Source organism: Nocardioides sp. (assembly GCF_036503465.1).
Classification (GTDB): domain Bacteria; phylum Actinomycetota; class Actinomycetes; order Propionibacteriales; family Nocardioidaceae; genus Nocardioides.
On record NZ_DASXWU010000045.1, the window covers coordinates 25,346 to 51,231 of the forward strand.

31 protein-coding genes are annotated in these 25,886 nt (G+C 71.2%); 8 read left to right on the forward strand and 23 right to left on the reverse strand.

What is annotated here, in order from left to right; genetic code table 11:
- Positions 1-7: 7 nt before the first annotated feature.
- The 4 genes from smpB to ftsE are packed head-to-tail and all read right to left on the reverse strand — an operon-like array spanning position 8 to position 3,528.
- Positions 8-487: an SsrA-binding protein SmpB gene (gene smpB, locus VGK78_RS07550; RefSeq protein ID WP_331526973.1), complete on the reverse strand. Its 480-nt coding sequence runs from the start codon at positions 485-487 to the stop codon at positions 8-10.
- Between the two features lie 49 nt (positions 488-536).
- Complete coding sequence (locus tag VGK78_RS07555) at positions 537-1,814, reverse strand: peptidoglycan DD-metalloendopeptidase family protein (protein WP_331526974.1); 1,278 nt, start codon at positions 1,812-1,814, stop codon at positions 537-539.
- A 56-nt stretch (positions 1,815-1,870) separates the two neighbouring features.
- A complete protein-coding gene (ftsX, locus tag VGK78_RS07560; protein ID WP_331526975.1) occupies positions 1,871-2,779 on the reverse strand; it encodes a permease-like cell division protein FtsX in 909 nt (302 codons plus the stop codon).
- Positions 2,780-2,838: 59 nt separating this feature from the next.
- On the reverse strand, positions 2,839-3,528 hold the full coding sequence (ftsE, locus tag VGK78_RS07565; RefSeq protein ID WP_331526976.1) for a cell division ATP-binding protein FtsE: 690 nt from the start codon (positions 3,526-3,528) through the stop codon (positions 2,839-2,841).
- Between the two features lie 115 nt (positions 3,529-3,643).
- On the opposite strand from ftsE, the gene VGK78_RS07570 reads away from it, so the two are divergent.
- The 4 genes from VGK78_RS07570 to VGK78_RS07585 all read left to right on the forward strand — a co-directional run bounded on the left by VGK78_RS07570 (position 3,644) and on the right by VGK78_RS07585 (position 7,775).
- Entirely contained in the window at positions 3,644-4,066 is a 423-nt protein-coding gene (locus VGK78_RS07570; protein ID WP_331526977.1) for a cyclic nucleotide-binding domain-containing protein, read from the forward strand.
- A complete protein-coding gene (locus tag VGK78_RS07575; protein WP_331526978.1) occupies positions 4,066-6,489 on the forward strand; it encodes a hypothetical protein in 2,424 nt (807 codons plus the stop codon). The genes VGK78_RS07570 and VGK78_RS07575 overlap by 1 nt, the downstream gene beginning before the upstream one ends.
- Before the next feature lie 85 nt (positions 6,490-6,574).
- Positions 6,575-7,078 (forward strand): SigE family RNA polymerase sigma factor, encoded by a 504-nt coding sequence (locus VGK78_RS07580; RefSeq protein WP_331526979.1) that lies wholly within the window; start codon positions 6,575-6,577, stop codon positions 7,076-7,078.
- Positions 7,071-7,775, forward strand: a complete 705-nt coding sequence (locus VGK78_RS07585) for a hypothetical protein (RefSeq protein WP_331526980.1) — start codon at positions 7,071-7,073, stop codon at positions 7,773-7,775. Before VGK78_RS07580 ends, VGK78_RS07585 begins: the two co-directional genes overlap by 8 nt.
- 103 nt (positions 7,776-7,878) lie before the next feature.
- Here VGK78_RS07585 and prfB read toward each other — a convergent pair whose 3' ends face one another.
- Together prfB and VGK78_RS07595 are read right to left on the reverse strand one after the other, a co-directional pair.
- A complete protein-coding gene (gene prfB, locus VGK78_RS07590) occupies positions 7,879-8,994 on the reverse strand; it encodes a peptide chain release factor 2 (protein ID WP_331526981.1) in 1,116 nt (371 codons plus the stop codon).
- A gap of 65 nt (positions 8,995-9,059) precedes the next feature.
- Positions 9,060-9,266: a hypothetical protein gene (locus VGK78_RS07595; RefSeq protein ID WP_331526982.1), complete on the reverse strand. Its 207-nt coding sequence runs from the start codon at positions 9,264-9,266 to the stop codon at positions 9,060-9,062.
- Between the two features lie 130 nt (positions 9,267-9,396).
- On the opposite strand from VGK78_RS07595, the gene VGK78_RS07600 reads away from it, so the two are divergent.
- Entirely contained in the window at positions 9,397-9,588 is a 192-nt protein-coding gene (locus tag VGK78_RS07600; protein WP_331526983.1) for a hypothetical protein, read from the forward strand.
- A 12-nt stretch (positions 9,589-9,600) separates the two neighbouring features.
- Here the strand turns inward: VGK78_RS07600 and VGK78_RS07605 are convergent, their stop codons facing one another.
- The 7 genes from VGK78_RS07605 to VGK78_RS07635 are packed head-to-tail and all read right to left on the reverse strand — an operon-like array spanning position 9,601 to position 14,154.
- The gene (locus VGK78_RS07605; RefSeq protein ID WP_331526985.1) at positions 9,601-10,044 is read right to left on the reverse strand and encodes a pilus assembly protein TadG-related protein; all 444 of its coding nucleotides are present in this window, start codon (positions 10,042-10,044) and stop codon (positions 9,601-9,603) included.
- Positions 10,025-10,483: a hypothetical protein gene (locus VGK78_RS07610; RefSeq protein ID WP_331526986.1), complete on the reverse strand. Its 459-nt coding sequence runs from the start codon at positions 10,481-10,483 to the stop codon at positions 10,025-10,027. The genes VGK78_RS07605 and VGK78_RS07610 overlap by 20 nt, the downstream gene beginning before the upstream one ends.
- Positions 10,480-10,863 carry a TadE/TadG family type IV pilus assembly protein gene (locus tag VGK78_RS07615; RefSeq protein ID WP_331526987.1) on the reverse strand — a complete coding sequence of 128 codons (384 nt, stop codon included), beginning with the start codon at positions 10,861-10,863 and terminating at the stop codon, positions 10,480-10,482. The genes VGK78_RS07610 and VGK78_RS07615 overlap by 4 nt, the downstream gene beginning before the upstream one ends.
- 3 nt (positions 10,864-10,866) lie before the next feature.
- Positions 10,867-11,061 (reverse strand): hypothetical protein, encoded by a 195-nt coding sequence (locus VGK78_RS07620; protein WP_331526988.1) that lies wholly within the window; start codon positions 11,059-11,061, stop codon positions 10,867-10,869.
- 47 nt (positions 11,062-11,108) lie between these two features.
- Complete coding sequence (locus VGK78_RS07625) at positions 11,109-12,050, reverse strand: type II secretion system F family protein (protein ID WP_331526989.1); 942 nt, start codon at positions 12,048-12,050, stop codon at positions 11,109-11,111.
- Positions 12,047-12,901, reverse strand: coding sequence for a type II secretion system F family protein (locus tag VGK78_RS07630; RefSeq protein WP_331526990.1), 855 nt, complete (start codon positions 12,899-12,901; stop codon positions 12,047-12,049). The genes VGK78_RS07625 and VGK78_RS07630 overlap by 4 nt, the downstream gene beginning before the upstream one ends.
- A complete protein-coding gene (locus tag VGK78_RS07635; protein ID WP_331526991.1) occupies positions 12,901-14,154 on the reverse strand; it encodes a CpaF family protein in 1,254 nt (417 codons plus the stop codon). The genes VGK78_RS07630 and VGK78_RS07635 overlap by 1 nt, the downstream gene beginning before the upstream one ends.
- A gap of 306 nt (positions 14,155-14,460) precedes the next feature.
- On the opposite strand from VGK78_RS07635, the gene VGK78_RS07640 reads away from it, so the two are divergent.
- Positions 14,461-14,892, forward strand: coding sequence for a VOC family protein (locus tag VGK78_RS07640; protein ID WP_331526992.1), 432 nt, complete (start codon positions 14,461-14,463; stop codon positions 14,890-14,892).
- Positions 14,876-15,283 carry a GFA family protein gene (locus VGK78_RS07645; RefSeq protein ID WP_331526993.1) on the forward strand — a complete coding sequence of 136 codons (408 nt, stop codon included), beginning with the start codon at positions 14,876-14,878 and terminating at the stop codon, positions 15,281-15,283. The genes VGK78_RS07640 and VGK78_RS07645 overlap by 17 nt, the downstream gene beginning before the upstream one ends.
- Before the next feature lie 30 nt (positions 15,284-15,313).
- Here VGK78_RS07645 and VGK78_RS07650 read toward each other — a convergent pair whose 3' ends face one another.
- The 5 genes from VGK78_RS07650 to VGK78_RS07670 all read right to left on the reverse strand — a co-directional run bounded on the left by VGK78_RS07650 (position 15,314) and on the right by VGK78_RS07670 (position 19,805).
- Positions 15,314-15,559, reverse strand: coding sequence for a hypothetical protein (locus VGK78_RS07650; protein ID WP_331526994.1), 246 nt, complete (start codon positions 15,557-15,559; stop codon positions 15,314-15,316).
- A gap of 55 nt (positions 15,560-15,614) precedes the next feature.
- Positions 15,615-16,022, reverse strand: coding sequence for a hypothetical protein (locus VGK78_RS07655; protein ID WP_331526995.1), 408 nt, complete (start codon positions 16,020-16,022; stop codon positions 15,615-15,617).
- Positions 16,022-16,303, reverse strand: a complete 282-nt coding sequence (locus tag VGK78_RS07660) for a hypothetical protein (RefSeq protein ID WP_331526996.1) — start codon at positions 16,301-16,303, stop codon at positions 16,022-16,024. The genes VGK78_RS07655 and VGK78_RS07660 overlap by 1 nt, the downstream gene beginning before the upstream one ends.
- 106 nt (positions 16,304-16,409) lie before the next feature.
- Positions 16,410-19,202 carry a LuxR family transcriptional regulator gene (locus tag VGK78_RS07665; RefSeq protein ID WP_331526997.1) on the reverse strand — a complete coding sequence of 931 codons (2,793 nt, stop codon included), beginning with the start codon at positions 19,200-19,202 and terminating at the stop codon, positions 16,410-16,412.
- Positions 19,203-19,292: 90 nt separating this feature from the next.
- Entirely contained in the window at positions 19,293-19,805 is a 513-nt protein-coding gene (locus tag VGK78_RS07670; RefSeq protein WP_331526998.1) for a cysteine dioxygenase family protein, read from the reverse strand.
- 74 nt (positions 19,806-19,879) lie between these two features.
- Here VGK78_RS07670 and VGK78_RS07675 point away from each other — a divergent pair, with 74 nt between their 5' ends.
- Positions 19,880-20,761, forward strand: coding sequence for a LysR family transcriptional regulator (locus VGK78_RS07675; RefSeq protein ID WP_331526999.1), 882 nt, complete (start codon positions 19,880-19,882; stop codon positions 20,759-20,761).
- A gap of 21 nt (positions 20,762-20,782) precedes the next feature.
- Here the strand turns inward: VGK78_RS07675 and VGK78_RS07680 are convergent, their stop codons facing one another.
- The 5 genes from VGK78_RS07680 to VGK78_RS07700 are packed head-to-tail and all read right to left on the reverse strand — an operon-like array spanning position 20,783 to position 25,885.
- Positions 20,783-22,165: an NAD(P)-binding protein gene (locus tag VGK78_RS07680; protein WP_331527000.1), complete on the reverse strand. Its 1,383-nt coding sequence runs from the start codon at positions 22,163-22,165 to the stop codon at positions 20,783-20,785.
- Positions 22,143-22,781 (reverse strand): histone deacetylase, encoded by a 639-nt coding sequence (locus tag VGK78_RS07685; RefSeq protein WP_331527001.1) that lies wholly within the window; start codon positions 22,779-22,781, stop codon positions 22,143-22,145. The genes VGK78_RS07680 and VGK78_RS07685 overlap by 23 nt, the downstream gene beginning before the upstream one ends.
- Before the next feature lies 1 nt (position 22,782).
- Positions 22,783-24,372, reverse strand: coding sequence for a peptide ligase PGM1-related protein (locus VGK78_RS07690; protein ID WP_331527002.1), 1,590 nt, complete (start codon positions 24,370-24,372; stop codon positions 22,783-22,785).
- Complete coding sequence (locus VGK78_RS07695; protein ID WP_331527003.1) at positions 24,369-25,508, reverse strand: response regulator; 1,140 nt, start codon at positions 25,506-25,508, stop codon at positions 24,369-24,371. Before VGK78_RS07695 ends, VGK78_RS07690 begins: the two co-directional genes overlap by 4 nt.
- Positions 25,505-25,885, reverse strand: coding sequence for a response regulator (locus tag VGK78_RS07700; protein ID WP_331527004.1), 381 nt, complete (start codon positions 25,883-25,885; stop codon positions 25,505-25,507). The genes VGK78_RS07695 and VGK78_RS07700 overlap by 4 nt, the downstream gene beginning before the upstream one ends.
- Position 25,886: the final 1 nt, after the last annotated feature.

A 25,886-nucleotide genomic window follows, 5' to 3' on the forward strand; every position in this document is an offset into this window, starting at 1 on the left:
GGCCGGATCAATCCGGGAGTCCCTTGAGCCGGCGTCCGACCGCCTGCTCCTTCTCCCGGTTGGCCTGGCGCTCGGCGAGCGCGTGTCGCTTGTCGTAGCTCTTCTTGCCGCGGGCCAGGGCGATCTCGACCTTCGCCCGGCCGTCCTTGAAGTACAGCGACAGTGGCACCAGCGTGTAGCCCTTGTCGGTGATCTTGCGCTCGATCTTGTCGATCTCGGAGCGGTTGAGCAGGAGCTTGCGGCGGCGCCGGGCGGAGTGGTTGGTCCAGGTGCCCTGGGTGTACTCCGGGATGTGGACACCGTGCAACCAGACCTCGTGGCCGTCGACCTCGGCGAAGCCGTCGACCAGCGTGGCGCGGCCCTGCCGCAGCGACTTCACCTCGGTGCCCATCAGGACGAGCCCCGCCTCCCACGTGTCCTCCACGTGGTAGTCGTGTCGCGCCTTGCGGTTCGACGCGATCAGCTTGCGCCCCTGCTCCCTGGCCATCCCGACATTCTCCCAGCAGCGGTCAACCGGGAAACTCCCACGTCATCGGTCAGCTGAACCAGGGGGTGGGGTCCACTGGCTGGCCGTTGACCATCACTGTGAAGTGGGTGTGGCAGCCGGTGGACCAGCCCGTCGTACCGACCAGACCGACCACCTGGCCGCGCGAGACGTGCTCGCCGACGTGGCTGCGATAGGCCGACAGGTGGTTGTAGATGACCGTGACGTTCTTGCCGTTGATCGAGCCGAGATTGAGGTAGAGGCGGTTGCCCCAGACCGCGGAGTAGTACTCCGACATCACGGTGCCGCGGGCCACGGCGTACAGAGGGGCGCCGCAGGGAGCGCCGAAGTCGTCGCCGTCGTGCAGGCCCCAGTAGTGGTAGATCGGGTGGATCCGCCAGCCGTACGGCGAGGTGATCGGACCGTTCACAGGGCGCATCAGCAGCCCGCCGGTGGTCCCGCGATAGCCGCTCCCGCGCCGGGCCGCCCGCAGCCTGGCGAGCTGGATCAGGTGCTGGATGCGGGCCTCGTGCCGCTTCGTCCGGGCCAGGGCTGCGCGGTCGTGGGCACGCGCCTTGCGGGCCATCGCCCACGCGCGCCGCTTCGCCTTCACGTTCTTCCACACGCGCCGCTTGGCGTCGAGCGCCTGCTGCCGGTAGCGGCGCTCGAGCTCGAGGTTGGCGGCAGCCTGCTCATTCTTCCGAGCCACCTGGTCGCGCGCCTTGGTCCTCTCGTCGGTCTGCACCTGGAGCAGCACCTCTGTCGCCTTCAGGCTGTCGAGGATCTGGTTCTGCGAGTCGAGCACGAGGCTGTTGTTGGCCTGCTTGTCGGTGAGCTCGGCGGTGGTCGTGGTGCCGAGCAACGACAGCATCCCCACCAGCTGTGGGTCCCCGCCTTCGTAGAACGACGTGACGGTGTTCACCAGCTGCTCGTGCTGGTCGGCGGCCGCCCTCTGCTCGCGCGCCAGGTTGGCCTCCGCGCGCTGCAGCCTCGCCCGGGCGTGGTCGAGCTGTTGTCGGATCCTGGCCAGCCGCTCCCGCGCCGCCTCGACGTGGGCGCGGGCGACCTGCAGGTCGTGTCGAGCGACCCGGAGATCGGCCCGGGACCGCGACAGCGCGGCGAACGCGCGCCGTGTCTGCTTGCTCGACTCGTCCAAGTCGGCCTTGGCGTGCCGGACCGAGTGCTGCGCCTGCGAGTGCTCGTGACGCAGGTGCTTGATGTCCGCCCAGGCGGCGGGACCGACGGGGGTCGTCAGGACACCGGCGCTCAGGGCGCCCGCCGTGACGGCGACGACCAGGCGCTGGCGGGCGGTGGCGGGGAAGAGTCGCACCGATGAGCCTTCGCGTGTCGGGGAATACCGGCCACGAGGACGCTAACGGACGCGACTCACACTTTGAGGTATTTGCGGGTCAGTACGAGTGTCGGGATCAGCGTCAGGAGGGGACCGAGGACCGCGATCCAGATCAGCGCCCACGTGTAGTCGCTGTGCCCCACCCACGTGATGAAGCTCAGGTCGTGACTCAGCTGTCTCTTGACCACGAACTCCATGAACGCCGCCAAGGCACCGGCCGCCAGGGCGAACCCGATCACAGCGGTGACCAACGCCTCCAGGAGGAAGGGCAGCGCGATATAGAGGGTCGAGGCACCGACCAGACGCATGATGCCGATCTCCCGGCGTCTGGCGAACGCTGCGAGCCGGATGGTGTTCGCCACCAGCAGGAGCGCCGCAACCACCAGCACGATGGCGGTGCCCCAGCCACCCCACTTGAGCCGCGAGATCGTGTTGTAGATCGGGGCGAGCAGCTTGTGCACGTCCTGGACCCTCGACACCCCGTCGAGGCCCACGACGGCGCTCTCCACGTCTCGGAACTGGTTCGGGTCCTTGAGCGTGATGCGGATCGACTGCGGCATGTCCGCGGCCGTGATCGGCGAGTTCGGGCCGTCGTACTTGCCGGGGAACTGCTCCTGCAGGGTCTGGAACGCCCGCTGCTGGGAGATGAACTCGGTGGAGTCCACCTGCGAGTTGGTGTCGATCACCTTCTGGATCGCGCTCCGCTGGGAGTCTGTGACCTGGCCGGTGCAGGCCGGGTTGCCGTCGTTGCGGCTGCAGAGGTAGACGGTGACCGTCAGCTGGCTGCCCCACTGGTCGGAGACCTTCTTCGCCTCCTGGTTGAGCAGCACGCCGAGCCCGACCAGGCTCAGCGACACGAACAGGGTGAGGATCACCGCGACGTGCATCGACAGGTTGCGGCGCAGGCCGATGCCGAGCTCGGTGAAGACGTAACGCAGCTGCATGGGACGGTTCTCTCCGGAGTGCTACTCGTCGGGGGTCGGTGGACGACGCGGGTCGTCGGTCAGTGCTGGAAGCCGTACACGCCTTGGGCCTGGTCGCGGATGATGCTGCCCTCGGCCAGCTCGATGACCCGCTTGCGCATCTGGTCGACCACACCGGCGTCGTGCGTCGCCATCACCACGGTGGTGCCGGTGCGGTTGATCCGGTCGAGCAGCTTCATGATGCCCACCGACGTGGCGGGGTCGAGGTTGCCGGTGGGCTCGTCGGCGATCAGGATCATCGGCCGGTTGACGAACGCGCGGGCGATCGCCACCCGCTGCTGCTCGCCACCCGAGAGCTCGTCGGGCATCCGGTCGCCCTTGCCGTCGAGGCCGACCAGCTCCAGCGTCTCGGGAACCGTTCGCCGGATCTCACCGCGCGACTTGCCGATCACCTGCAGGGCGAAGGCGACGTTCTCGGAGACGGTCTTGTTGGGGAGCAGCCGGAAGTCCTGGAAGACGGTGCCGATCTGGCGACGCAGCCGCGGCACCTTCCACCCGGCCAGCCGGTTGATCTCCTTGCCGGCGACGTAGACCCGCCCCTTGGTGCACCGCGTCTCGCGCAGCACCAACCGCAGAGCGGTCGACTTGCCGGACCCCGACGTACCGACCAGGAAGACGAACTCTCCCTTCTCGACGTCGATCGAGACGTTGTCGAGGGCCGGGTGGGTCCCGCCGGGGTAGGTCTTGGTGACCTTTTCGAAGCGAATCACTGAAGGGAGGTTAGCCGAGCCGGGCAACGGGTCCGGTATTCGCGCGGCGCGCGTCTGCCTCCCGTGGCCCGTTCCGCCCTGGCCGGGTGGCCAGGACCACACCTATGCTCGGGCGATGCTCCTCACAGTGGAGCGCGTCGCCCTGCTCCGTCATGTGGAGCTCTTCTCGGGGACGCCCGACCGGGTGCTGGCCGGAGTCGCGTCCGTGCTCGACGAGGTCGGGTTCGATGCGGGGGACGACCTGATGCGCGAGGGCGCCGTCGAGGACTGGATGTTCGTGGTCGTCGAGGGCGAGGTCGAGGTGTTCCGGAGCGACCGTCGGGTCACGCTCGGCGCCGGGACGGTGGTCGGCGAGCTCGCGGTGCTCGACCCACAGCCCCGCTCGGCGACAGTGACCGCCCTCAGTCCCGTCGTCGCGTTCCGGCTACGGCGAGAGGCGTTCCAGGAGGCCGTCGAGAGTCAGCCCGAGATCGCGATGGGCGTCATCACCGAGCTGGTGCGCCGGCTGCGAGAGTCGCACGAGAAGCCGCCCTCCTGATGCGCGCCCGGCTGCTCCTGCTGGGTGGCCAGACGCTGGCACTCGGGCTCACGGTCGCGTTCCTCGTGGTGCCCACCAGCGCTCTTCTGCTGCACACCTACGGCGCCCGGACACTTCCGTACGTCTACCTCGTCGTCGCGGTCTCGGGGGTCCTCGTCTCGTGGACCATGCATCGCGCGCAGGCGAGGTTCAGCCTGGCCGCGCTGGCGATCTCGGTGTTGTCGGCGTACGTCGTGCTGGTGGCGGCCGGGTACGTCGTGCTCGCCACCACCGACGTCGAGTGGGTGTCGTTCCCGCTGGTCGTGCTCTTCCCACTGGCGATCCCGGTGGGTTTCGTGCTCGTCGGGGCACAGGGCGGGCGGGTGCTCGACGTACGGCAGATGAAGGAGTACTTCCCCAGGATCGTCGGCGGGTTCTCGGTCGGCTTCGCGGTCGGTGGACTGCTCGCGGCGTGGCTGGTCCACGTGCTCGGCGGACCCGAAGGACTGCTCCTGATCGACCTCGTGTTCGCCGCGGCGATGCTCCTCCTGGTCGTCGAGACGGCACGACAGTTCCCCGAGCAGATGCGGGTCCCCCCTCCGGCCGCTCCGCGGGTGCGTGGCGATCAGCCGATACCACGGCGGATCCCGCTGAACGCCCTGGTGGTGACGATCTTCGGCTACCAGGTGCTCTCCGCGGCGGCGACCCAGCTCCTGGACTACATCGTCTGGGAGCGCGCCGCCGCCCGTTACCCGGATGCCGGCGACCTGGCGCGCTTCCAGGGGCTCTACGGCGCGGCCATCAACATCGTGGCCATCGCGTTCGTGGTGCTGCTCGCGGGACGGCTGCTGGGCCGGTACGGCGTCGGCCTGGGTCTCGCCGCGAACCCTGCGGTCGTGGTGGTGCTGCTCGTGGTGGGCAACCTGGTCGGCTGGTCCGCGGGCGTCGCCGGCCTGGTCTTCCTGCTGGTGGCGTGCGCGCAGCAGATCGGCGACATCTCGATGACAGACGGGTTGACGCGCGCCTCGATCAACACGACGTACCAGGCGCTGCCCGCGGACGAGCGCCTGCGCACCCAGACCATGGTCGAGGGCGCCGGGGTGCCGCTGGCCCTGGGCCTGGTCGGCGCGCTGCTGCTGCTGTTGCGGGCGCTGGGCCTCGAGGTGCGGGTCGTGGAGCTGGTCAGCCTGTTCATCTCGGTGGTCTGGCTGGTGCTGGCCCTGGTCGCCTACCGGGAGTACGGCGTCGGTCTGCGGGGACTGGTCAGCACGCGCGCCTGGGAGCCGGCTGCCCTGGACATCCAGGGCGATGCCGGGCTCGGCGCGGTCCAGCGGTTGCTGGCCAGCGATGACCCGCGCGACGTCGAGGTCGGGCTGGACGCGCTCGCGGACTCCCACAGCCCGGCGTTCGCGGCCCAGGTCGGCGCCCTGCTGTCGAACGAGACGCCGGCCGCGGTCCGTGCGACGGCGGCGCGCGCGTCGCTGGTCAGCGGTGACGTGACGGCTCGACCCGAGCTCGGCCGCCTGCTCGACGATCCGGACCCCGGGGTCAGATCGGCCGCCGGGGCCGCGCTCGTCGACGCCCCGGGGACCTTGGGTGAGCGGGCGCGGACGGTCTGGGCGTCGCTGGTCGGTGCCGAGAGCCCGGACCTCGTCGGCAGCGCGCTCCGCGCGGCGGCCTTCTCGCCGAGCCCGTTCTTCGTGCCCCACCTGGTGGAGGCCGCCGGGCGGCGGGTCCCGGCGACCGCGGTCGCCCAGGCACTGACCGCCCACGCCGAGCACCTCGGCACCGCACTGGGAACGATGCTGGTCGACCGGACCGGGAGCCGGCGCGTCCGTGAACGGCTCGCCCGCGCCGTCAGCGCCGCCGGTGGACGCGTCGCTCCCGTCAGCATCGACGTCGGGGCGGCGCTCCACGGCCAGCAGGTCCGGTCCACTCGCGCCCGCGCCGCACTGGTCCACCTGGACGATTCCCCGCCCCTCGATCCGTTGCGGCGGGCCCTGCACGACGAGCTCGCCGGCCTGGCCGCCGAGACCACGACGCTGCTCGAGCTGGCCACTGGTCAACGCGGCCTGGCGCGCGCAGTACGCGACCTCGACTCCGCCGACCCCGCGGAGCGGGCCCTGGCCCACGAGGCTCTCGAGGTGACGGTCGGGCACATCCAGGCACCGTTGGTGCTGGGCCTCCTGCACCCCGACGGTGAGCCGGGGACCGACAGACCGGAGCCGGTCGCCGACTGGCTGGCGGACCTGGTCGACGACCCGGACCTGGTCTGGCGGGAGCCGTGGCTGCGGGTCTGCGGGCTGTACGCCGCGCCCACCGTGCTCGGTGACCGTGCTGCCGAGCTGGCCCGGCGCTGGCTCGACGACCCCGACCCGGTCGTCGCCGAGACGGCACGGTGGGTGCTCTCGACCGTCAGGCCCCGAGAACATCGGCCTTCCTGACAACTCCGTGCAACCGAGCCCTGTACCTGCGCGTGTCTGGTCCAATGAGCCGGCCGGATCGGTCGGCGGACTCCGAGGAGGGCCCGTGGGCACGAGTCAAGACGACTTCGCGGCGTTCTACGACGCCACATGGCGGCGGACCGTCGCGTGCGCGTACGCAGTCCTCGGTGACCTCGGCGCCGCGGAGGAAGCCGCCCAGGAGGCGTACACGAAGGCCTGGCCACGCTGGACGAAGCTCGCGTCGTACGACGACCCCGGCGCGTGGGTGCGCCAGGTCGCCACCCGCGGGGCGATCAGTGGCTGGCGCCGCCGGCGTACTGCCACCAGGCACCTCTCGGCCGCCGGTCCGCCCGAGTCGGCACCACCACCCGACGAGAACACGGTTGCGCTCGTCGCCGCGCTGAAGCAGCTGCCGGAGGCGCAGCGCCGGGCGCTCGTGCTCCACCACCTCGCCGGCTTCAGCGTCGCCGACATCGCCACGTCCGAACGGTGTCCGGAGGGCACGGTCAAGGCCCGCCTCGCGCGCGGCCGGGCCGCCCTCGTTCCCCTGCTCGGCGGCACCCCGAACGGAGAGACGACCCATGCCTGAGCACGACAGCTTCGACCTCGACGCCGCCTTCGGCCGCCTCGAACAGGACATCGCCGGCATCTCCGCCCCCCGCGGTGCCGGCGCCGCGATCACCACGGCGCGACGACGTCGCCAGACCCGGTGGGGCGTCGCGGCGGTCGCCGCGCTGGTCGTCGCCGGCAGCGCGGTCGGGCTCCACGGACGCACCGGATCAGATGTCGAACCGCCGCCCACGCGCCCGATCCCGGCCCCGGCCGTGCGCCAGAGCTTCACCTCCACGACATACGGGTACACCCTGAAGGTCCCGGCCGGATGGACGGCTGCACAGGCGTCCGAGAGGTGGGACGGGAGAACGGTTCTCTTGTCCGAGTCCCCCGAAGTCGACAGGTTCACCGGAACCACGACCGCGAACTCGTTCGCAGTCGCGAGGAGCTGGCGGCGCGGCCTTGCGGCGTACGTCACGTCCCTGGTCGCGTGGCAGGCGCGCACGCACCCCTACTGCCCGTCGAAGCCGGCGCTCGAGAAGCCGGTCGCCATCGGCGGCAGCCCCGGCCTGCTGCTCGAGTACAACTGCGACGTCCTGATCAACATCGCCGTCACCGTCAAGGACGGGGTCGCCTACTGGTTCTTGTTCGATCCAGGCAACGAGCCCGCCCTGGATGGATCAGATCACGTTGCCTTCCTGCGGATGCTGCGGTCGGTCGAGTTCCCCCGATGATGGATGGGGAAACGCCTCCCCCGCGCGGCGGCCCCGACCGCGATCGGGTCGGCGATGCTCGGTTTCGTCGAGCACGCTCGGCGTCGCACGACGCCGGCCGGAGCTAGCTCGCGGCGGCCTCGGTGGAGCGGCGCCAGCGGATGCCGGCCTCGAGGAAGCCGTCGATGTCGCCGTCGAAGACGGCCTGGGGGTTGCCGACCTCGAACTCGGTGCGGAGGTCCTTGACCATCTGGTAGGGGTTCAGCACATAGCTGCGCATCTGGTCGCCCCAGCTGGCGGCCACGTCGCCGCGCAGGGCGTCGAGCTGGGCGCGCTCCTCGGCCTTCTTGAGGGCGAGCAGCTTCGCCTTGAGGATCACCATCGCGCTTGCCTTGTTCTGCAGCTGCGACTTCTCGTTCTGGCAGGAGACGACGATGCCCGTCGGGATGTGGGTGAGCCGCACCGCCGAGTCGGTCGTGTTGACGCTCTGCCCGCCGGGCCCGCTCGAGCGGTAGACGTCGGTGCGGACCTCCTCCTCGGGGATCTCGATGTCGTCGGTCTGCTCGAGCACGGGCACGACCTCGACCGCCGCGAACGACGTCTGCCGGCGGCCCTGGTTGTCGAACGGGCTGATCCGCACCAGCCGGTGCGTGCCGGCCTCGACGCTCAGCGTCCCGTAGGCGTACGGCGCGTGCACGGCGAAGGTGGCCGACTTGATGCCGGCCTCCTCGGCGAAGGAGGTGTCGAAGACCTCGACGTTGTACTTGTTGCGCTCGGCCCAGCGCGTGTACATCCGCATCAGCATCTCGGCGAAGTCCGCGGCGTCGACGCCACCGGCCCCGGAGCGGATCGTGACCAGCGCCTCGCGCTCGTCGTACTCACCGGAGAGCAGCGTGCGGACCTCCAGCGCCTCGACCGCCGCGTGGATCTTGCCCAGCTCGGCCTCCGCCTCGTCGAGGGTGGAGGCGTCGTTCGCCTCCTGACCCAGCTCGACGAGAGCCTCGAGGTCGTCGACGCGCGAGTCGAGCGAGGTGAATCGGTCGAGCTGACCCTGGAGCGCCGACAGCCGGCCGGTGACCCGCGTGGCGTTCTCCTGGTCGTCCCAGAGGTCGGGGGCCGCGACCTGGGTGCCGAGGTCGGCGATCTCCGCACGCATGCCGTCGAGATCGAGCACCTGGCCGATGGTCCTCATCGTCGCCCGGAGCTGCTTGATCTCCACGTCGAAGTCGATGCCGGCCACGAGGAGCAAGGTTACGGCACCGGCGATGGCCGAACCGCATCCGCACAGCCGGCCCGGGGACCTGCTCAGCGGGCCAGGAATCCGCCGTCGACGGGGCGGCAGCACCGCATCGGCGATGAACGAGGCCTCGTCGGAGGCCGGAACACGATCGCCGTGGCGACCTCGTCGGGCTCACCGATCCGGCCCATCGGGTGCTGGGCGACGATCGCCACCTTGCCGTGGAGGCCGGCCGGCTTGTCGGCCCGTCTGCCAGGGCTGATCGCAACGCTCATCGCCCCTCACCTTCCGACACGCCCAGCCCAGGGACGCGAAATCTTTACCCGACAGGCGGTCTCTGAGGACGTAGCCTGGTCTCCTTCCCCCCTGTTGAGATGGAAAGCACACCACCCGGAGGAGGGTCGGATGGCGGGCAAGCACCGCAGGGTCGTGCAGGTGCATGGGGACGACACCTATGAGCGCATCTGGGACCTGGTCCGTCTCGGGGCTGTCGTGAGCGTCGAGTTCGTGCTGTCCGACGAACGCCAGATGCTCGCGACCACGACGATCGTCGACGACCACGGCGTCACCGTGGACCAGACAGTCGTCGAGGTCTGAACCAGGGGGGAACTACTCGTCCACGCCCACCGTCGCGGCACTGACGGCGGCGACGTCGGCGTGCTCCGGCGAGCCCGGGACGTGGAGCGGCAGGTGGATCGGGGCGCGGACCTCGACGATCACCCGTTGCGTCGATGAGTCCACCGAGACCCGCGTGCTCAGCCCCGGGTAGCGGTCGTAGGCGCCGACGCGGTGCAGGTAGCTGAGCACCGCGGCGCGAGCCACGTCGGCGTCGAGGTGGAGGTCGACGTCGAGGCCGTTGCCGTAGGCCTCGTCGCCGGACGCGCCGGCGTCGGCGGCGGTGAGGGCGGCGCCGTCGGCGAGCGTGTCGAGCCCCTGCCGCTGGAGGTACGCCGCGGAGGCATCGGTCACCACCGCGGCCATCATCAGCAGCACGACAGCGAGGCCGATGATCAGCAGCGTCGTCTGCCCGCGCTCATTCCGCTGGCGTACCACTGCTGATCTCCTGGAACTGTCCGCTCGGCACGGTCTGGGTCGCGTCCAGCGCGAAGCTCGGCCGGTTGCTGCCCAACGCACTCGGCATCATCGGCAACACCACCCGTGAGTGCACCGAGACCGTGATCACCGAGGAGCCCTGGTGGCAGTCGGCGGGGTACGGCGTGCAGGTCACGCGGACCTCGGGCACGACGCCGTGAACACCCTGGTCGTCGAGAGCGATCCGGGCCGCCGTCCGCGCACGGACCAGGCCGGAGGCGTCGTCGGGCGCGAGCACGTAGGCGCGGGCGGCGGCACGCGCTGCGGTGGAGACCCCGAAGGCGCCGCGCTGGACCTGGAACACCGAGAGCACGATCCACAGCACCGGCAGCACGAGCAGGATGCCCAGCCAGGACAGCTCGACGAGGGCACTCCCCCGGTCGTCGCGCCCTCGCCTCACCGCTGTTCCTCGACGGCGTGTCCCGAGACGTAGAGCACGACCGCGGGACCGCCGATGCCGAGCGCGGGCACGACGACGTGGACGGTGACCTCCACCGCCGGCGCGCCGTTGATGGTGATCTCGTGCGCGGTCACGCCCTTGGCGTAGCGGCCGGCCAGGACACCGTCGATCTGGCGGCGGGTGCGGGCGGCTCCGTCGCTGGGACCGCGGTCGAGCGTGGCGGCGTACCGGGCTCCCTCGGAGGCCGCCGCGGTGAGGGTGTTGCGGACGAAGAGCACCAGGGCGACCTGCAGCACCCCGAGGAACACCGGGACGAGCAGGACGAGCACGAGGACGAAGTCGACGACCGCCGCTCCGCGCTGGCCGTGCCGGGCGGGCACGGCTCAGTGCACGCTGTTGAGTGCCGAGGTGAGGATGTCGCTGAGCTGGGGCTTCGCCAGCGAGTAGAGCGCACCGACCAGCCCGGCGGTCATCACGGTGACCAGCACCCAGCCCGGCACGTCCCCGCGTTCGTCACGCCGGCGAGGGGTCGTGACGAGAAGGAGGCAGTGGGTCAGGAGGCGGGTCAGCGGGTACATCGGTTCCTCTTCTCTGCGGGTCGGGTCGTCACCAGTGGTCTCGGATGTCACGGCGTGGTCAGGTGCAGCCCGATCACCCCGGGCCAGAAGGCGATCAGGACGGTGACGGGAAGGATGAGGAACACGACCGGCACCATCATGAAGATCTCCTTGCGCGCGGCGACCTCGATCAGCTCGCGGCGACCGGCTTCGCGGACGTCGGCGGCCTGGGCGTGGAGCACCTCGGCGAGCGGGGTGCCGCGCTCGACCGCGACCGCGACGCCTTGGGCGAACCGCGCCACCGACGGCACGCCGGTCGTGGCGGCCATGCGGTCGAAGGCCCGGGCGACGGGCTCGCCGGTGCGGACCGCGGCGAGCACCGACGCGAGGTCGTGGGAGAGCTCGCCGCCGCTGCGTCGTACGACACGGTCGAGGGCGGCGACCGGGCTCTCGCCGGCGGCGACCGCCAGGGCGAGCAGCTCGGCCAGCACCGGGAACTCGGCGAGGATCTTGCGCTCGCGGGTCGTGACCTGCGAGGTGAGGTAGGTGTCGCGGGCCAGCACGCCGGTGGCGAAGCCGGCCGCGCAGAGGAGCAGTGACCCGACGGTGTCGCCGCGCCCGCCGAGTGCGGTGAGCAGGCAGTACGCCGCGACCACGGCGAAGCAGCCGAGCCCCCAGAGGACCTGCTCGACCCGGAAGTCGTGGACGGTCCGGTCGAGCCCGGCGCGGGCGAGCCGGCGGCGTACGGACGAGGCGCCGCCGAGGATGCGCTCGACCGCGTCGGCGGCGGCCCGGAGACCGGGGCCGAAGACGCCGGCGGCCGCGGAGAGCGGCGAGGAGGTGGGCTCGTCCATCGGCGCTGGGCGTCCGATCCTCGGGACGTCGCGGACGTAGGGCATCACGCGGAGGGCCAGGGTCGGTCGGTGGATGGCGTGCAGTCGGGCGAGGACCAGCACCAGTCCGAGCCCGGCGGTGGCACCGAGCAACAGACCGGACACGATCGGGCTCACGACAGGATCCGGCGTTCGCGAGGAAGGCGGCCGATGCGCATCATGAGCCGGTAGGCGACGATGCAGGTCCCAGCGGAGAAGAGAAGGACGACGGTGCCGGCCGGCGACGCGTAGCGCCGGATGACGCTCGGCTGGAAGCTCATCATCAGCAGGACCAGCCATGGCGCGGCGACCGCGAGGCGTGCGCCGTTGACCGTCCAGGCCTGGCGCGCCTCGAGCTCGGAACGGGTGCGTGCCTCGTCACGCAGGTAGCCCGACAGGTTGCGCAGCAGCCGGCCCAGCTCTCCGCCGCCCACCTCACGGGCGACCCGGAGCCCTTCGACGACGCGGTCGCCGACGGGGTCGGCGAGGCGTTCCTTGAGCCGGTCGAGGCACTCGCCGAACCGCCCGGTCACCTGGTAGTCGAGCGCGAACGCCGCGAACGGCGGTCGCAGCGGCTCGGGGCCACGCACGGACAGCTGACCGAGCGCGTCGGGCAGGGAGAGCCCTGCTCGCACCGCGCTGGCGAGGTTGTCGACGGCTTCGGGCCACACCTCGGCGAAGTCGCGCTGCCGGCGGCGCGCACGGCTCGCCACCACCACGACGGGCAGGTAGCCGCCCATGGCGCCGAACAGCAGAGCCACCGGGGGCGTACGCGTCACGACCTGCATGACCAGGGCCGCGGAGCAGCCGACGACGCCGCAGAGGGTGAGGAACGCGGAGGACGACACGTGCCCCAACCCCGCTCGGGCGAGGAGCTCGACGACCCGCGTGCGGTGACGGCGTACGCGGGGAGTGCGACGAGGCAGCGCGAATGCCGACCAGACGAGCAGCAGCCCGACTCCGAGACCCAGGCCCAGCACGACGCCCATCAGCCGACCCCCGCCAGCACTGCCTGGACGTCGATGCCCAAGCGCTCGAAGTGGTTCTGGCGGGGTGGAAACCCTCCGGCGCGCCGGAGGTCGCCCGAGCGTCGCTCGAATATCGGCTCGATCTCGATGACGTCGTGCTCCACCCGGCCGGGGACACCGACGATCTCGTTGACCCGACGTACGCCGTGCTGGTCGATGCCGAGGTGCACGACCAGGTCGACACTCGCCGCCACCGTGGGGACCACGAAGCGCGCGGACACGTTCTCTCCCGCCAGAAGGGGCAGGGTGCACATCTTGACGAGCGCCTCGCGCGCGGAGTTGGCATGGAGGGTGCACATGCCGGGCACGCCGGCGTTGAGGGCGAGCAGCAGGTCAAGGCACTCCTCGGCGCGGACCTCGCCGACGAGAATGCGGCTCGGACGCATGCGCAGGCTCTCCGTGACCAGGTCGCGCAGCGTGATCACGCCCGTGCCCTCGAGACCCGCCTGACGGGTTTGCATCGCCACCCAGTCGGGGTGGGGGAAGCGCAGCTCGAAGACCTCTTCGGCACTGACCACCCGGTCGCCGCCGGGGATGGCCGCGGCCAGACAGTTCAGGAGCGTCGTCTTGCCCGCCTGGGTGCCGCCGGCGACCAGGATGTTCAGCCCGGCGCGCACGGACGCCTCCAAGAACGTCGCAGCCGGGGGCGTGAGCGTGCCGAGCTCGACCAGCTCGTGCAGGCGCCCCGCGGTCACAATGAACTTGCGGATGTTGACCGCCGTCCAGCCGCGGCTGATGCCCTCGAGCACGACGTGCAGCCGATGTCCCTCGGGCAGCATCGCGTCGACGAAGGGTCGCGAGATGTCGATGCGACGTCCCGAGGCCTTCAGCATCCGCTCGACCAGCTCCTGCACCTGGGCGCTGGTGAGCATCAGGTTGGTCAGCTCATGCTTCCCGCGTCGCGCCACGAACACCCGTGAAGGGTCGTTGATCCAGATCTCCTCCACCGCGGGGTCGTCGAGGAACTGTTGCAGCGGACCGAAGCCGGACACCCGGGCGACCAGCTCCCCGACCATCGACTCGACGTCGCTGACCGGCGCGACCACTCCGGTCAAGCTGCGCTCGTCGTGATCACGGACCACCGACTCGGCCAGACGACGTACGACGATCGCGTCGCGCTGCGGGTCGACGCCTTCGCGGCGCACCGCCTCACGCAGCCGCTGGTCGAGCGACTCGACCAGGTCGGCGTGTGCGTCCGCGGCGATGACAGACAACAGGTGATCCCTCTCCCGAGTAAGAGATCCGTTCAGGCAACCTACGACCACGAGCGGCCGCACGGCTAGGGGTGGGGGTGAAACTGTGGACGGATCAACCTCTGGGGCGCGGCGTCGCTCGCCGGACTCACGTCGGACGAGCCCGCGGAGGAAGGAGGGCGCGCATCATCTGGAAGCCGGCAACGGCGGTCGGGCACGACGAACCTCTGTGAGCGGCCACCGGTGATGTGTCACGCCCGCCACATCCACCCTTCACGACGGGCACGGCCAAAGCGACTGTCGTTGCGGCTGTGGTATCTGTCCTCTGTGAGTGATCACGACACGGGAATCCGCCAGCTGCGGCTGGTGGTCCACGCCGAGGACTACGAGGGAGCATTGCGGTTCTTCCGTGACGTGCTCGGCATGCCCGAGGAGGAGGCGTACGCCGGCGACGGCGGCGCCCAGGTCACGATCCTCGGGGCGGGCCGGGCGACGCTGGAGATCGCCAACACCGCGCAGGTCGAGATGATCGACGACGTGGAGGTCGGTCGCCGGGTGGCACCGCACTTTCGGGTGGCTCTCGAGGTCGGTGACGCCTCGGCCGCGAACGATGCCGCGGTGGGTGGCGGGGCAGAGCCGGTCGCGCCGCCGACCCGGACGCCGTGGGACTCGCTCAACGCGAGGCTGGACGCCCCGGGCGGCGTCCATCTCACGCTCTTCCAGGAGCTCGGTGGTTCCGGCGATGACGCAGGGTCATAGGACGGCATCCCGGGCGGGGCGATGTCTGTGCGGCGGCATCCGGTACGCCGTGTCCGGGCCGCTGCGCGACGTCATCAACTGCCACTGCCACCGGTGCCGTCGGTTCACCGGGCACCACATGGCGGCGACCTCGGCCGCGGTCAGCGACATCGTGCTCGAAGGCGAGGCACTGCTCGCGTGGTACCGCCCCGACGAACACGCGGCGTACGGGTTCTGCCGGGAGTGCGGCTCGAGCCTGTTCTGGCAGGCCGGCGGCCGGCCGGACCGCTGGTCGATCTGCGCCGGCACGCTCGACCCGCCCACGCACCTGACCACGACCGAGGCGTGGTGGGTGAGCGAGGCGAGCGACTACCACCGACGGCCGGATCTGACCGAGCACGCGACCGAGTGACCGCGCGATGCCAGAGCGAGCGCTCGCGGCTCAGCCGCCGAGGGAGGTCTGACAGCCGGGGTCGCCGGATGCCGCCACGCCGACGAACATGCCCGCGTCGCCCATGGAGGAGGCGTGCTCCATGGCTACGGTGAACATGGTCGGATCCTTGACCATGTTGCACCCGCCGATCAGCCCGGTGCCGGGCGCCGGTCCGGTCGCGGCCTCGGCGGGAATCGCCGACAGCACGGCCGGCGCACAGCCGATCGCTGCGACCACACAGATCTTCGCCAGCATTCTCTTGGTCATCTTCGAACACTCCTTGTCGAGTCGATGGTTGGACCGCTAGTTACTAGGCACCGTCCGGGTAGATCGCCCACCCGGTGACCGACCCGTCGGCCTCGACGGTCTCGGACCATTCGGTGGTGCACAGGGCCCTCACCTGGACGTAGTCGGAGCACCACTGACCGGAGTTGGCGCCGTTGAACACCATCTCGGTGGCGGGCGGATCGGTGACCGTGCCGGAGAAGTTGTCCCGGCCCCCGGTGGTCGCGGCGGCGTAGGGGCCTGCGTCGAAGCCCGGGAAACGCACGTTCGTCACGTGCACGCCGGTCAGGTCGAATGCTCCGAAGCACGGACACGGATAGCTCGCGGTGTAGTGCGTGACGGTGGCGGCCGCAGGGCCGGCCGACGCCGGTGCGAACGGTCCAGCGAGGGCGACGGTCGCGGTGAGCGCCGTGATCATCAGTGGTCTCTTCATCAGGTGGTTCCTCGTGGGCTCTCCGGAGCGCGGTGGATCTCGGACTCGACGACGGGGCGCAAGACACGGACCGTGCCTCCGACCGCCGACAGGGCATGCGCGGCTGCGTCGGCGGACAGGGTCGGGTCGAAGGTCCAGCCCTGCAGCGCAAGAGCGGTCGTGTGCTCGTCGCGCAGTACCGACAAGTTGGTCACACCGAGGGCGGCCAGTCGCTGGGCCACCGCCGGGCCGACCTCGGCCGCAGGGTCCACGTTGTCGACGAGGAAGAGCAGCAAGCCCATCGCACTGCCTTTGGTTGATCCGCCGACTCGTGCCGGCTGACGTCGACGCTAAGGAGGGAGCGAGGCAGGTTCATCGGGGAACTCCCCCATCCACCGGTGGCCGTCCTCAGGGAGCCGTCGGCCACGCCTCCCGACTGTCGCGGAGCCGATCGCCCAGCTCGGTCCGGTTACGCGCCCCGCACTTCGCGAGGATGTTGGACACATGTCGTTCGACCGTCTTGCGGGACAGGAACAGCTCGGTGGCGATCTCCGGGTTGGAGAGCCCGGCGGTCACGAGCCGGGCGATCTCCTGCTCACGCACTGTGAGCGGACCGGCGCCCGCACCGCGCCGCCAGGTGCGTACGCCGAGCGAGCGCAGCTGCTGCACCACGAGCTTCTGCTCGCTGACCGCACCCATCGCCTCGGCCCTCTCGACGACTGCGCGGAGGTCCTGGACCCCGCGCGTGCGGTCGATGCGAGAGGCAGTGTGGGCTGCGTCGATGTCGATCCAGAGCCTCATCAGCTCATACCCCACCTCCGACGCGTCCGCGGCCGCCCGGGCGAACAGCCCCAGGCTGGCGACCGGATCCCGATGCATGGCCAGCAGTGCCGCGACGTACGCGCGGCGGGCGCCCGGACCCCGGTACGGAGCCGGGTGAGCGGCATCCCATCGCTTGAGGGCCGCGCGGGCGCCTGCGACGTCGCCGATGCGCGCCTGTGCCTCCGCGCCGTGCAGCACCGACTCCCACAGGCAGCGCGCGCAGCCGGCTCGCTCGGCGTCCTCGGCCATCGGGTCGAGGAGCGCCGCGAGCCGGACCGGGTCCACCGCGGCGAAGCGCCCCACCAGCCAGATGTGCAGCAGCCGGATCACCAGCCGGAAGTGCGGGTCCGGCTCGGCTGCGATCGCCTGCTCGATCGCGGCCACGTTGCCGCGCCAGTCGATGCGGCTGGCGTCGACGCTGCAGGCCACGGCGCGGAGCTGGGTGACCGTGAAGCGACGGGGAGGGCCCACGCGTGCCGCCAGCGCCACGGCTTGCTCCATGTAGCCCGAAGCCTCCTCCAAGCGGCCGAGGTGGTGAGCGACCCAGCCGACCCAGTGGGTCGCCTCCACCTCGATGCTCGGCAGCATCCGTCGCCGGGCCTCCTCGAGGATCCGGCGGGCGCGCGGCTCGGCGGCCTTGGGCAGGCCCTCGAACTGCAGCATGGAGAAGACTCCGTCGGAGGCGGCCGCCAGCGCGTCTGCGGGGTCGCGGGCGCTCGTGCGGATCAGCTCCGCACAGTCAGCGACGGTGGCCGCGTCGGCACGGCGGATCGCAGCGTCCAACTGCGCGCGCCGGGCCATGACGTGGGCCCCGCACGCAGCGTCACCGAGAGCGTCCACGCCGCCGGCCTGCTCGACCAGCTGTTGCGCGGCCCGGGCAGCGCGTTCGACGACCGGCTGTGCCCGCGCCACCAGGTTCTCCAACCACAACAGGGCCTCCGCCTCCTGCGCGTCGGCCGCGATGGCGACCACCGGGTCGTCGCCGGCGTGGTCGCGAGCCAGCGTGACGAACGCATGCACGTCAACGGCGCGCCCGAGCCGGAACGCCGCGGTGGCGGCGGCGAGCGCGGCGTGCGCCCGGTCGCGCGCGTCCGGTAGCCGATCGGCCATGGAGGACCATCGCTCGAGTGCGACGGTCCACTCACCGAGTTCCGTGGCCAGCGCTGCGACCTCGCCCGGCAGAGCCGAGCTCTCGGTCGTGACGTCGGCGATCGCACCGAGGGTCGCCAGACCCCTGCTCCCGAGCAGGCGACGTTGCGGCGACCCGGCGATGCGCATCGCAAGCTCCGGGTCCACGACCCCGGCCGCCTGCTGATGCTCCAGAGCGCGGAACAGATCGCGGATGTCGCCCCCGGCTCCTGCCTCGAGCCGCGATGCGAGCACCCGGTGCAAGCGGCGCTGCTCAGCCTCGGCCAGGTTCGCGGCAGCCGCCTCGCGGATCAGGTCGTGGGCGACCCGCACCTCCCCCGCCTCCTGTACGACGAGCGCCCGGTCCACCAGGGCGGCCGCCGCCCGCCGTACCCTGTCCTCCGTCGAGTCGAGCAGCTCCGGGGCATCCTGCAAGCCGAGCGGCTGCGCGGCAACAACCAGCAACGCGAACAGCCGGGCGGCGTCGGGGTCCAGACCGGTCAGTCGTCCTTGGAGCAGGCCGGCCGGGCCCGTCCCCGCCCGATCGTGTCCGGCCAGGGCCTCGAGCCAGAACGGCGAGCCCTGCGCCTGACGCCACAGCCGCTCGGCGTCCTGCTGCTCGAGCTCGGGCGCCAGCCGAGCCGCGAGCTCGGTCCCTTCGGCCCGGCCGAGTGGACCGAGGGTGATCTCCGCGAAACGCTGGGGTTCGAGCAACCGGCCGATGCCCAGTCCGAAGTCGCTCACTTCGGCGCCCGGGCGGCCGGCACAGAGCACGAGCAGCTGGAAGTCCGCCGGGGCGGCCGCGGCGAGAAGGTACTGAAGCAGCGACAGGGACTGCGCATCTGCCCACTGGAGGTCGTCCACGATCACCGCCAGCGCGCCGGACCCGGCCAGGCAGCGGAACGTGGCCTCGAACAGCCGCAGGGTGTCAAGGCCCTTTCCCACCCCTGCCTCACCGAGCAGCAGGGCGCCGAGCCGATCTCCCGCGTCGGGCACCTCCGCGAGGAATCGCAGCAGGCCGGCAACCGCAGCGAGCGGGACCTCGCGAACCAGCTCGTAGCCCCGCAGCTCCACATGCGGCAGCTCGAGCTCAGCGGCGACCTCGGCCAGCAACCGGGTCTTGCCCAGGCCGGGCTCGGCAACGACGAGCGCGGCCGCGGGCCGACCGGTCCGCGCCAGCTGTGCCAGTGCCCTCAACCGCTCGATCTCGGAGACCCGCCCCACGAACACCGGACGACGCCGCGCGTTCACAAAGCCACAGGCTAGTCCCGTCTTGCGCTCGATGCTGCCGATCTCGGCGCGGCTCCACCCCGCGGAGATCGCCGGACGGAAGGCGCCGGGTCAGTCGTAGTAGCGGCGGACGCTGGAGCCGATGCGAGTGACGTCGGTGCCGTAGACGTGGAGCGAGATCGCGATGGTGTGGCCGATGTTGTGGACCCGATGGATGTCGCCGGGCGGGGCGAAGCCGCTGACGTCGCCGACGTGGTTGTCGTTCTGCCCGAGCAGGTTGAGGTCGGCGTCGAACAGGTCCTCGTGCTCCACACCCTGGACCACGCCGAAGGCGCACCAGGTCACGTGGTCGTGGATGCGGGTGGTCTGGCCCGGCCGCCAGACGAGCCCGATGATCGAGAAGGTGCCGTCCGGCTCGGCGTGGAGGGTGTGGCTGCGGTAGCCGTCCGGGGACCCGAGGCGCTGCTCGGCGGTCAGGACGTCGGGGCTCGGCAGGTGCTCGCGCAGCTGCTCGGCGACGAGCTGGGCGGTGTCGGCCCAGCTCAGGTGCTTGCCCACCTCGGCGCGCACTCCTTCGACGAGCTCGGCCAGGGCGGAGGCAGGGCGAATCGGAGTCGTGGTCATGCCTCCAGCGTGGTCGTCACCGGCTCATGCGTCCAATGCCAATCTTCTGGCGGACACATAGATAGAGTTGATGCATGCTGGATCTCACCCGACTCCGGGTCATCGACGCCGTTGCACGCTGCGGCTCGGTCACCGCGGCGGCGAAGGAGCTGAGCTACTCCCAGCCTTCGGTGAGCCACCATCTGGCTCGGCTCGAGGCGGAGACCGGAGCCCAGCTGCTGCAACGGGTCGGGCGCGGCGTCCGGCTCACCCCGGCCGGGCAGCTGCTCGCCGACCGGGCGGCCGAGATCCTCGGGCGCATCGACGCCGCCGACGCCGAGCTGTCGGCCCACGTCGGGCTGAACGCCGGGCGGGTCCGGCTGGCCGGCTTCTCCTCCGTCATCGGCTCGCTCGTGCCCGGTGCCCTGGCGGCACTCGCGCGGAAGCACCGGAACGTCGAGGTCAACCTCGTCGACGCCCATCCGCCGGAGGCGCTCGAGCTGCTGCGCACCGGGCAGATCGAGGTCGCGGTGATCTTCCGGTACGACGAGACCGAGCCCGAGCCGGAGGGAGTCCGCCTCCACCACCTGCTCGACGACCCCGTCTACCTGCTCTCGACGACACCGGGCGTGGAGCTGGCCGCGCTGCGCGACGCGACCTGGATCGCCGGCTGCGAGCGGTGCCGGAGCCATCTGCTCGCCCTGTGTGCCGAGGAGGGCTTCGAGCCGCGGATCGGCTACGTCTCGGACGACATGGTGGTGATGCAGGCGCTGGTGGCGGCCGGGCTCGGGGTGACGACGATCCCGGGGCTGGCGCTGCGCGCCCACCACACCGACGGCATCGTGGCCGGCGAGCTGCCCGGCTCTCGCCGGCACGTCTACGCCGCCACGTACGGCGCGCCGCCCGACCCCCCGGCGACGGCCGCCCTCGTGGAGGCACTCGCCGAGGCCGCGGTCTCCGCCAGTGGCGTGACCTAGGCGCGGGCCGCTTGAGCCTCGTCAGTCCGGGACGCCACCCAGTTCCGCGAGGCGCGCCAGCCCCGGGCGGAGATGGGCCTGGAGCCGCCCGAGCGCCTCGTCCAACGCGGCTCCCCCGTCGTGCCCCGGCGGGATGCGGGCCGGGTTGAGGGCGACGGTGTCGGCCCAGGACTTGATGTCGGCCTCGGCTCCGAACGACATCGTGTTCCGCGTCCCGAGGACGTTCATGGTCGCCCAGTCGGTCAGGCTGTTCCCGTACGGCGAGGGCGGGCACAGCCGGTTCTTCTCCGCGTCGTCGGCGCGTGTCGCCTCCACGTATCCGGTGATCGCCGCGCCGAAGCACGGGAAGCCGGCGCGGACCGGCTGCAGCGTGATCGCCGACGGCCCCCAGATCGGCACCAGGGGCGGGTACTTCAGGCCTGACGCCGCACAGTGCACGACGAGCGCGTCCGCGGCGATCTCCACCACACCGTCCTCGAGCTCGATCTTGCCCGGACGGACCGACCGGATGTGTCCACGACGTACGACGTGCTCGATGCTGCGCAGGTGCTCGAGCTCCCAGGTGGCGAGGGTCGGGGTCTTCGCCATCGTCGGCGTGACCGTGCGGTCGATCCGCAGCATGATCCCCGCCTCCTCCAGGCGGAGGAACAGGTCGTCGAGGGAGGCCGCGGTCGCCGCGGCGGCCATCGTGTCGGCGGCCATGCCGAGGAACACCGCGGGGTCGGGCTGGACCACCGCCCGGTTCAGCATCCAGGGGTCGCGGGGCCTGACCCAGCAGATCGCGTCCGGGTCCACGCCCCGGCCGAGCAGCCAGATGCAGGCGTCGGTCGCGGTCTTGCCCGACCCGACCACGACGTACTGGCTCGGCGCCTCGGTCAGCCGGGCGAGGTCGTTGACCGGAAGCACCCGCACGCCCTCGCCGACCTCGAACGGCGGCGGCGTCTCCTCGGGGATGTCGGGGGCCAGGTAGCGGGCGTCGACGACCCGGCAGCCCGGCGGTACGACGGACCGCTCGCCGGAGATGTGCGAGACGACGGTGCCGTCGCCGACGTACTCACAGTTGGGCCGGAACTCGACCCGGCCGGGCTCGAGCATCCGCTCGGTCAGGACCTTGTCGTAGTAGGTGCGGATCTCGGAGACGGTGGCCCGCTCCTGGAGGCCGGTCTCGGGGCCGTGCTGCTGCAGGCGGCCGCCGCCCATCAGGGTCGACGCGACGCCGTAGAAGGCGGAGGACTGGTGCAGACGCACGAACGGGTAGGCCTCGAGCCAGTGCCCCCCGACACCGTGCCGGCGATCGACCATCACCACGCGGACGTCGGCGTGGTCGATCAGGGCGTCGGTGAAGGCCATGCCCATCGCGCCCGCGCCCACCACCAGGTAGTCAGCCTCCAACGTGCGCGCCACGGCTCAGCTCCTCGATCTCGGTCACGGTCCAGACGCCGGCCGCTCCGGGAGCGGCCGCCAGGTAGCGGGCGATCCGGGCGTCGTCGTACCCGTGTGCCTCACGGAGGCCGGCCGAGATCCACTGGAGGTACGCCGCGGTGGGCGCCGCGAGCGGAAGGCTCGCGACGTCGTGGTGGGTGATCGTGAACATCGGGGAGCCGTCGAGCTCACCGAGCCTGACCACGGTCTCGTAGTGCCCCGGGCCCGTGGCGACGACGGACTCGACGTCGGGCAGGAGCCCCGCCAGGTCACGAGCGAACTCGCCGCCCGGGGGGCGTCGCCGCTCCTGCGCCGCGATGTCGCCGAACTGGTCGGCTGTCACCAGGTACGCCCGGCAGGCAGCGAGCCCGGGCAGCGTGCGGTCGAAGAACGCCATCCCGCCGCCCCACACCCCGGACTCGGAGGCGAACGCGATGCCGCCCGGCACCTCGACCCCCTCGGCGCGGGCCGGGTCGTTCGGGTCGCGGCAGCCGGCGTACTCACGGGCGCCGCCGACCGGTCGGCCTCCGGACAGGTAGCACCGGAACCGGGCGATCGCCAGGTTCGACCCGTAGGCGACGTACCAGATCCGCGTCATCTCACACCGGAAGCGGGACTTCCCGGAGCGACGCCGCCGCCTCCTCCAGCAGGATGCGCTGGGCCTCGCGGTAGCGCTTGTCGGCCTCGGCCGGGGAGTCGCCGACCGCGGTCAGCCCGACACGGCCGTGCTCGGTGATGGAGCTGATCATGTGGAACACGATCCCGACCTGGCGCGACTGGTCGAAGTGCAGCCCGTGCCGGGCCACGATGTCGAAGAGGTCGGAGACGCTCAGCCCGCGGAGGAGCTCCGACTCCAGGTGGTCGGTGGCGATGAGGTGCTTCTCGTGGCCGCGCGGGGTCAGGAAGAGCGCGGTGGCGGGGTCGTAGCGGCCGTCGGTGAGGAACTGCAGGGTGCGGTACGGATGCGTCGTTCCACCCTTGCGCAGGTTGAGCTCGATGGCGTACGGCGTCCACTCCCCGTCGGCGCCGCGGACGACGACGAAGTCCACCGCGAAGCGGCCGAGCGCGCCCTGCTCGGCCAGCCGTTTCCCGATGGTCTCCGCGTGCTGGGTGATCTCGCGGGCGTAGGCGGCCGAGGCGGGGAAGACGCAGCCCAGGTAGCTCTGCCCGCTCGCGCCCCCGAGCAGCTGGTCGTGCGTCGACAGCAGCTGCACGGACCCGTCGGGCAGCACCCGCAGCTGGACGCTGGGGCTCTCGATCTCGGTCCCCGTGATGCGCTCCTCGACGATCCCGGCACCCTCGGCGAACTTGGCGAGGTAGACGTCGATCGTGGTGACCGGCGACTCGAGCTCCATGTGGCGCAGCCGGTCCAGGACGGCCGCCCGTTCGTCGCCCGAGCCCGGCGCCGGCATCCCGGAGAGCGGCACGAACGCGTTGCCCGCCCCGGATACGCCTTCGTTGAGCTTCACGATCACGCTCCCCATCGCCGGTCGCTGAGCCCGCATGCCGATCACCGCGTCGGCCATCTCGTCGAGCGTGCGCAGGTTCTCGACGCCCAGCGGGTGAGGCACGCCCGCGTCGGCGAACAGCCGCCGACAGCCGGACTTGGAGCCGAATGGGGCCAGCCGCGGGTCGGCACCGAACAAGGGGATCCCGAGGCTCAGCGCGACGTCGCGCTCGAGCTCGGTGGTGTTGTACGGCACCAGGTGCGAACGCTCCCGGTTGGGGATCAGGTCGGCGATCCTCGCCAGCAGGCGCGGCCTCTCCAGGAGCTTCTCGCTGAGCGAGCGCGGCGAGGCGTCGTCGACGTGGACGAGCGTCAGCCGGGCGCGGGCATGGCTGGGGATCACACCGGACAGCAGGGCGAGGTAGTACTCGATGATCTCCGGTGCGATCGGCAGGGACGTCACGTAGATCATGCGGAGCCGCGGCTGGCGCAGGAGCATCAGCATGAAGAGGAAGCGCTCCTCCATCGCCTGCGTGATGCTGCCGCTCGCCGCCACCGCCCGGTCGAGGGTGATCGAGGGTACGACGACCACCGACTCGTCGTCGTGGTTGAGCCGCATCGCGTCCCAGACGCCGCCCATCCGGCTCTGGAGCCGGTCGAAGCGCTGGTACCGCTCGTCCTCGTTGAGCCGGGACAGGACGTCGGGCGCTTCCGCCTGCGGTGTCCACAGGTCGCCGGTCATGACACGATCCGCGCGTTGTCGATGCCCTTGACGTCGAAGGCGTGGATGCTGCGGCTGAACCCCTGGAGCTCGCGCATGCCGGCGTCCTCACCCACGGCGATCGGTCCCGCCGCCGAGAAGACCCGCTCGGTCACCAGGATCTGCCACGGCTCCGCGTCGCCGCAGAGCCGCGCGGCGAGGTTGGTGACGCTGCCGATGGCGGCGTAGTCGTAGCGGCCGTCGAACCCGATCCGGCCGAGGGTCGCGTAGCCCTGGGCGATCCCGATGCCCAGGCCCAGGTCGTGCCCTTCCCGAGCCCACGTCTCGGCGAGGCCGCGGACCCGGGTGCGCATCGCGGCCGCCATCCGGATCGCGCGGGCCGGACCGTCGTCGCACCGGACCGGGTCGTTGAAGAAGACCATCAGGCCGTCGCCGGCGAACCGTTCGAGCGTGCCCTCGAACCGGAAGATCAGGTCGCCGAGCGCCGCGAAGTACTGCTCGAGGACCCCCATCACCTCCTCCGGCTCGCTGGACTCGGCGAACGCCGTGAAACCGCGCAGCTCGCAGGAAACGGCGACGATCTCGCGCCGGTGGCTCTCGAGGAACGACTCGTCACCGGAGTCGACGATCAGCTCAGCCAGCTGCGGAGAGAGGAAACGCCGAAGGCGACCCATCCGCTCGATCTGGGACACCTGGTCGGCCACCCGGGCCTCGAGCTCCTGGTTCCACGCGGAGAGCTCGTCGGACTGGCGCTTGATGGTGTCCTGGTAGCGCTTGATCCGGGCCAGCGACGCCACCCGGGCGAGGAGCTCGCTCTGGTTGATCGGCTTGGTCAGAAAGTCGTCGGCGCCCGCCTCGAGCGCCTTGATCTTCTGCTCGTCGCCGCTCGCGGTGACCATCACGACGGGCAGGTACGCCGTGGCCGTCCGCTCGCGGATCGCCCGGCAGACCTGGTAGCCGTCCATGCCCGGCATCACGATGTCGCACAGCACGAGGTCCACCTCGGACTGCTCGAGCAGAGCGAGCGCCTCCTCCCCCGACGAGGCCGGCAGCACGTCGTAGCCGCGCGGCGCGAGGATCGCCTCGAGCAGCCTGATGTTCGGCGGCTGGTCGTCGACGACGAGGACGCGGGTCTTGGCCGAGGTGGCGTCGTTCATGAGGTGCCTCCGAGCTGAAGGAAGTCACGCACCTGCTGGGGCAGGGCGCGCACGCTGATCGGCTTCTCGACGTAGCCGTCGAAGCCCGACTGGTAGGCCTTCTCGCGGTCCTCGTTCATCGCGAACGCCGTCACCGCGACCACCGGCACGTGGTGCCCGTCGGACTCCCGGATCTGGCGGAGGGCCTCGGTGCCGTCGATGCCGGGGAGCTGGAGGTCCATCAAGATCAGGTCGGGAAGCTCGTCGTGCGCGAGCCGGACGCCGTCCTCCCCGCAGGTCGCCTCGATCACCTCGAAGCCGGAGTAGGTCAGGACATCCCGGACGAGCTTGAGGTTCTTCGGGTTGTCCTCGACCACGAGGATGCGGCCCTGGCCCATC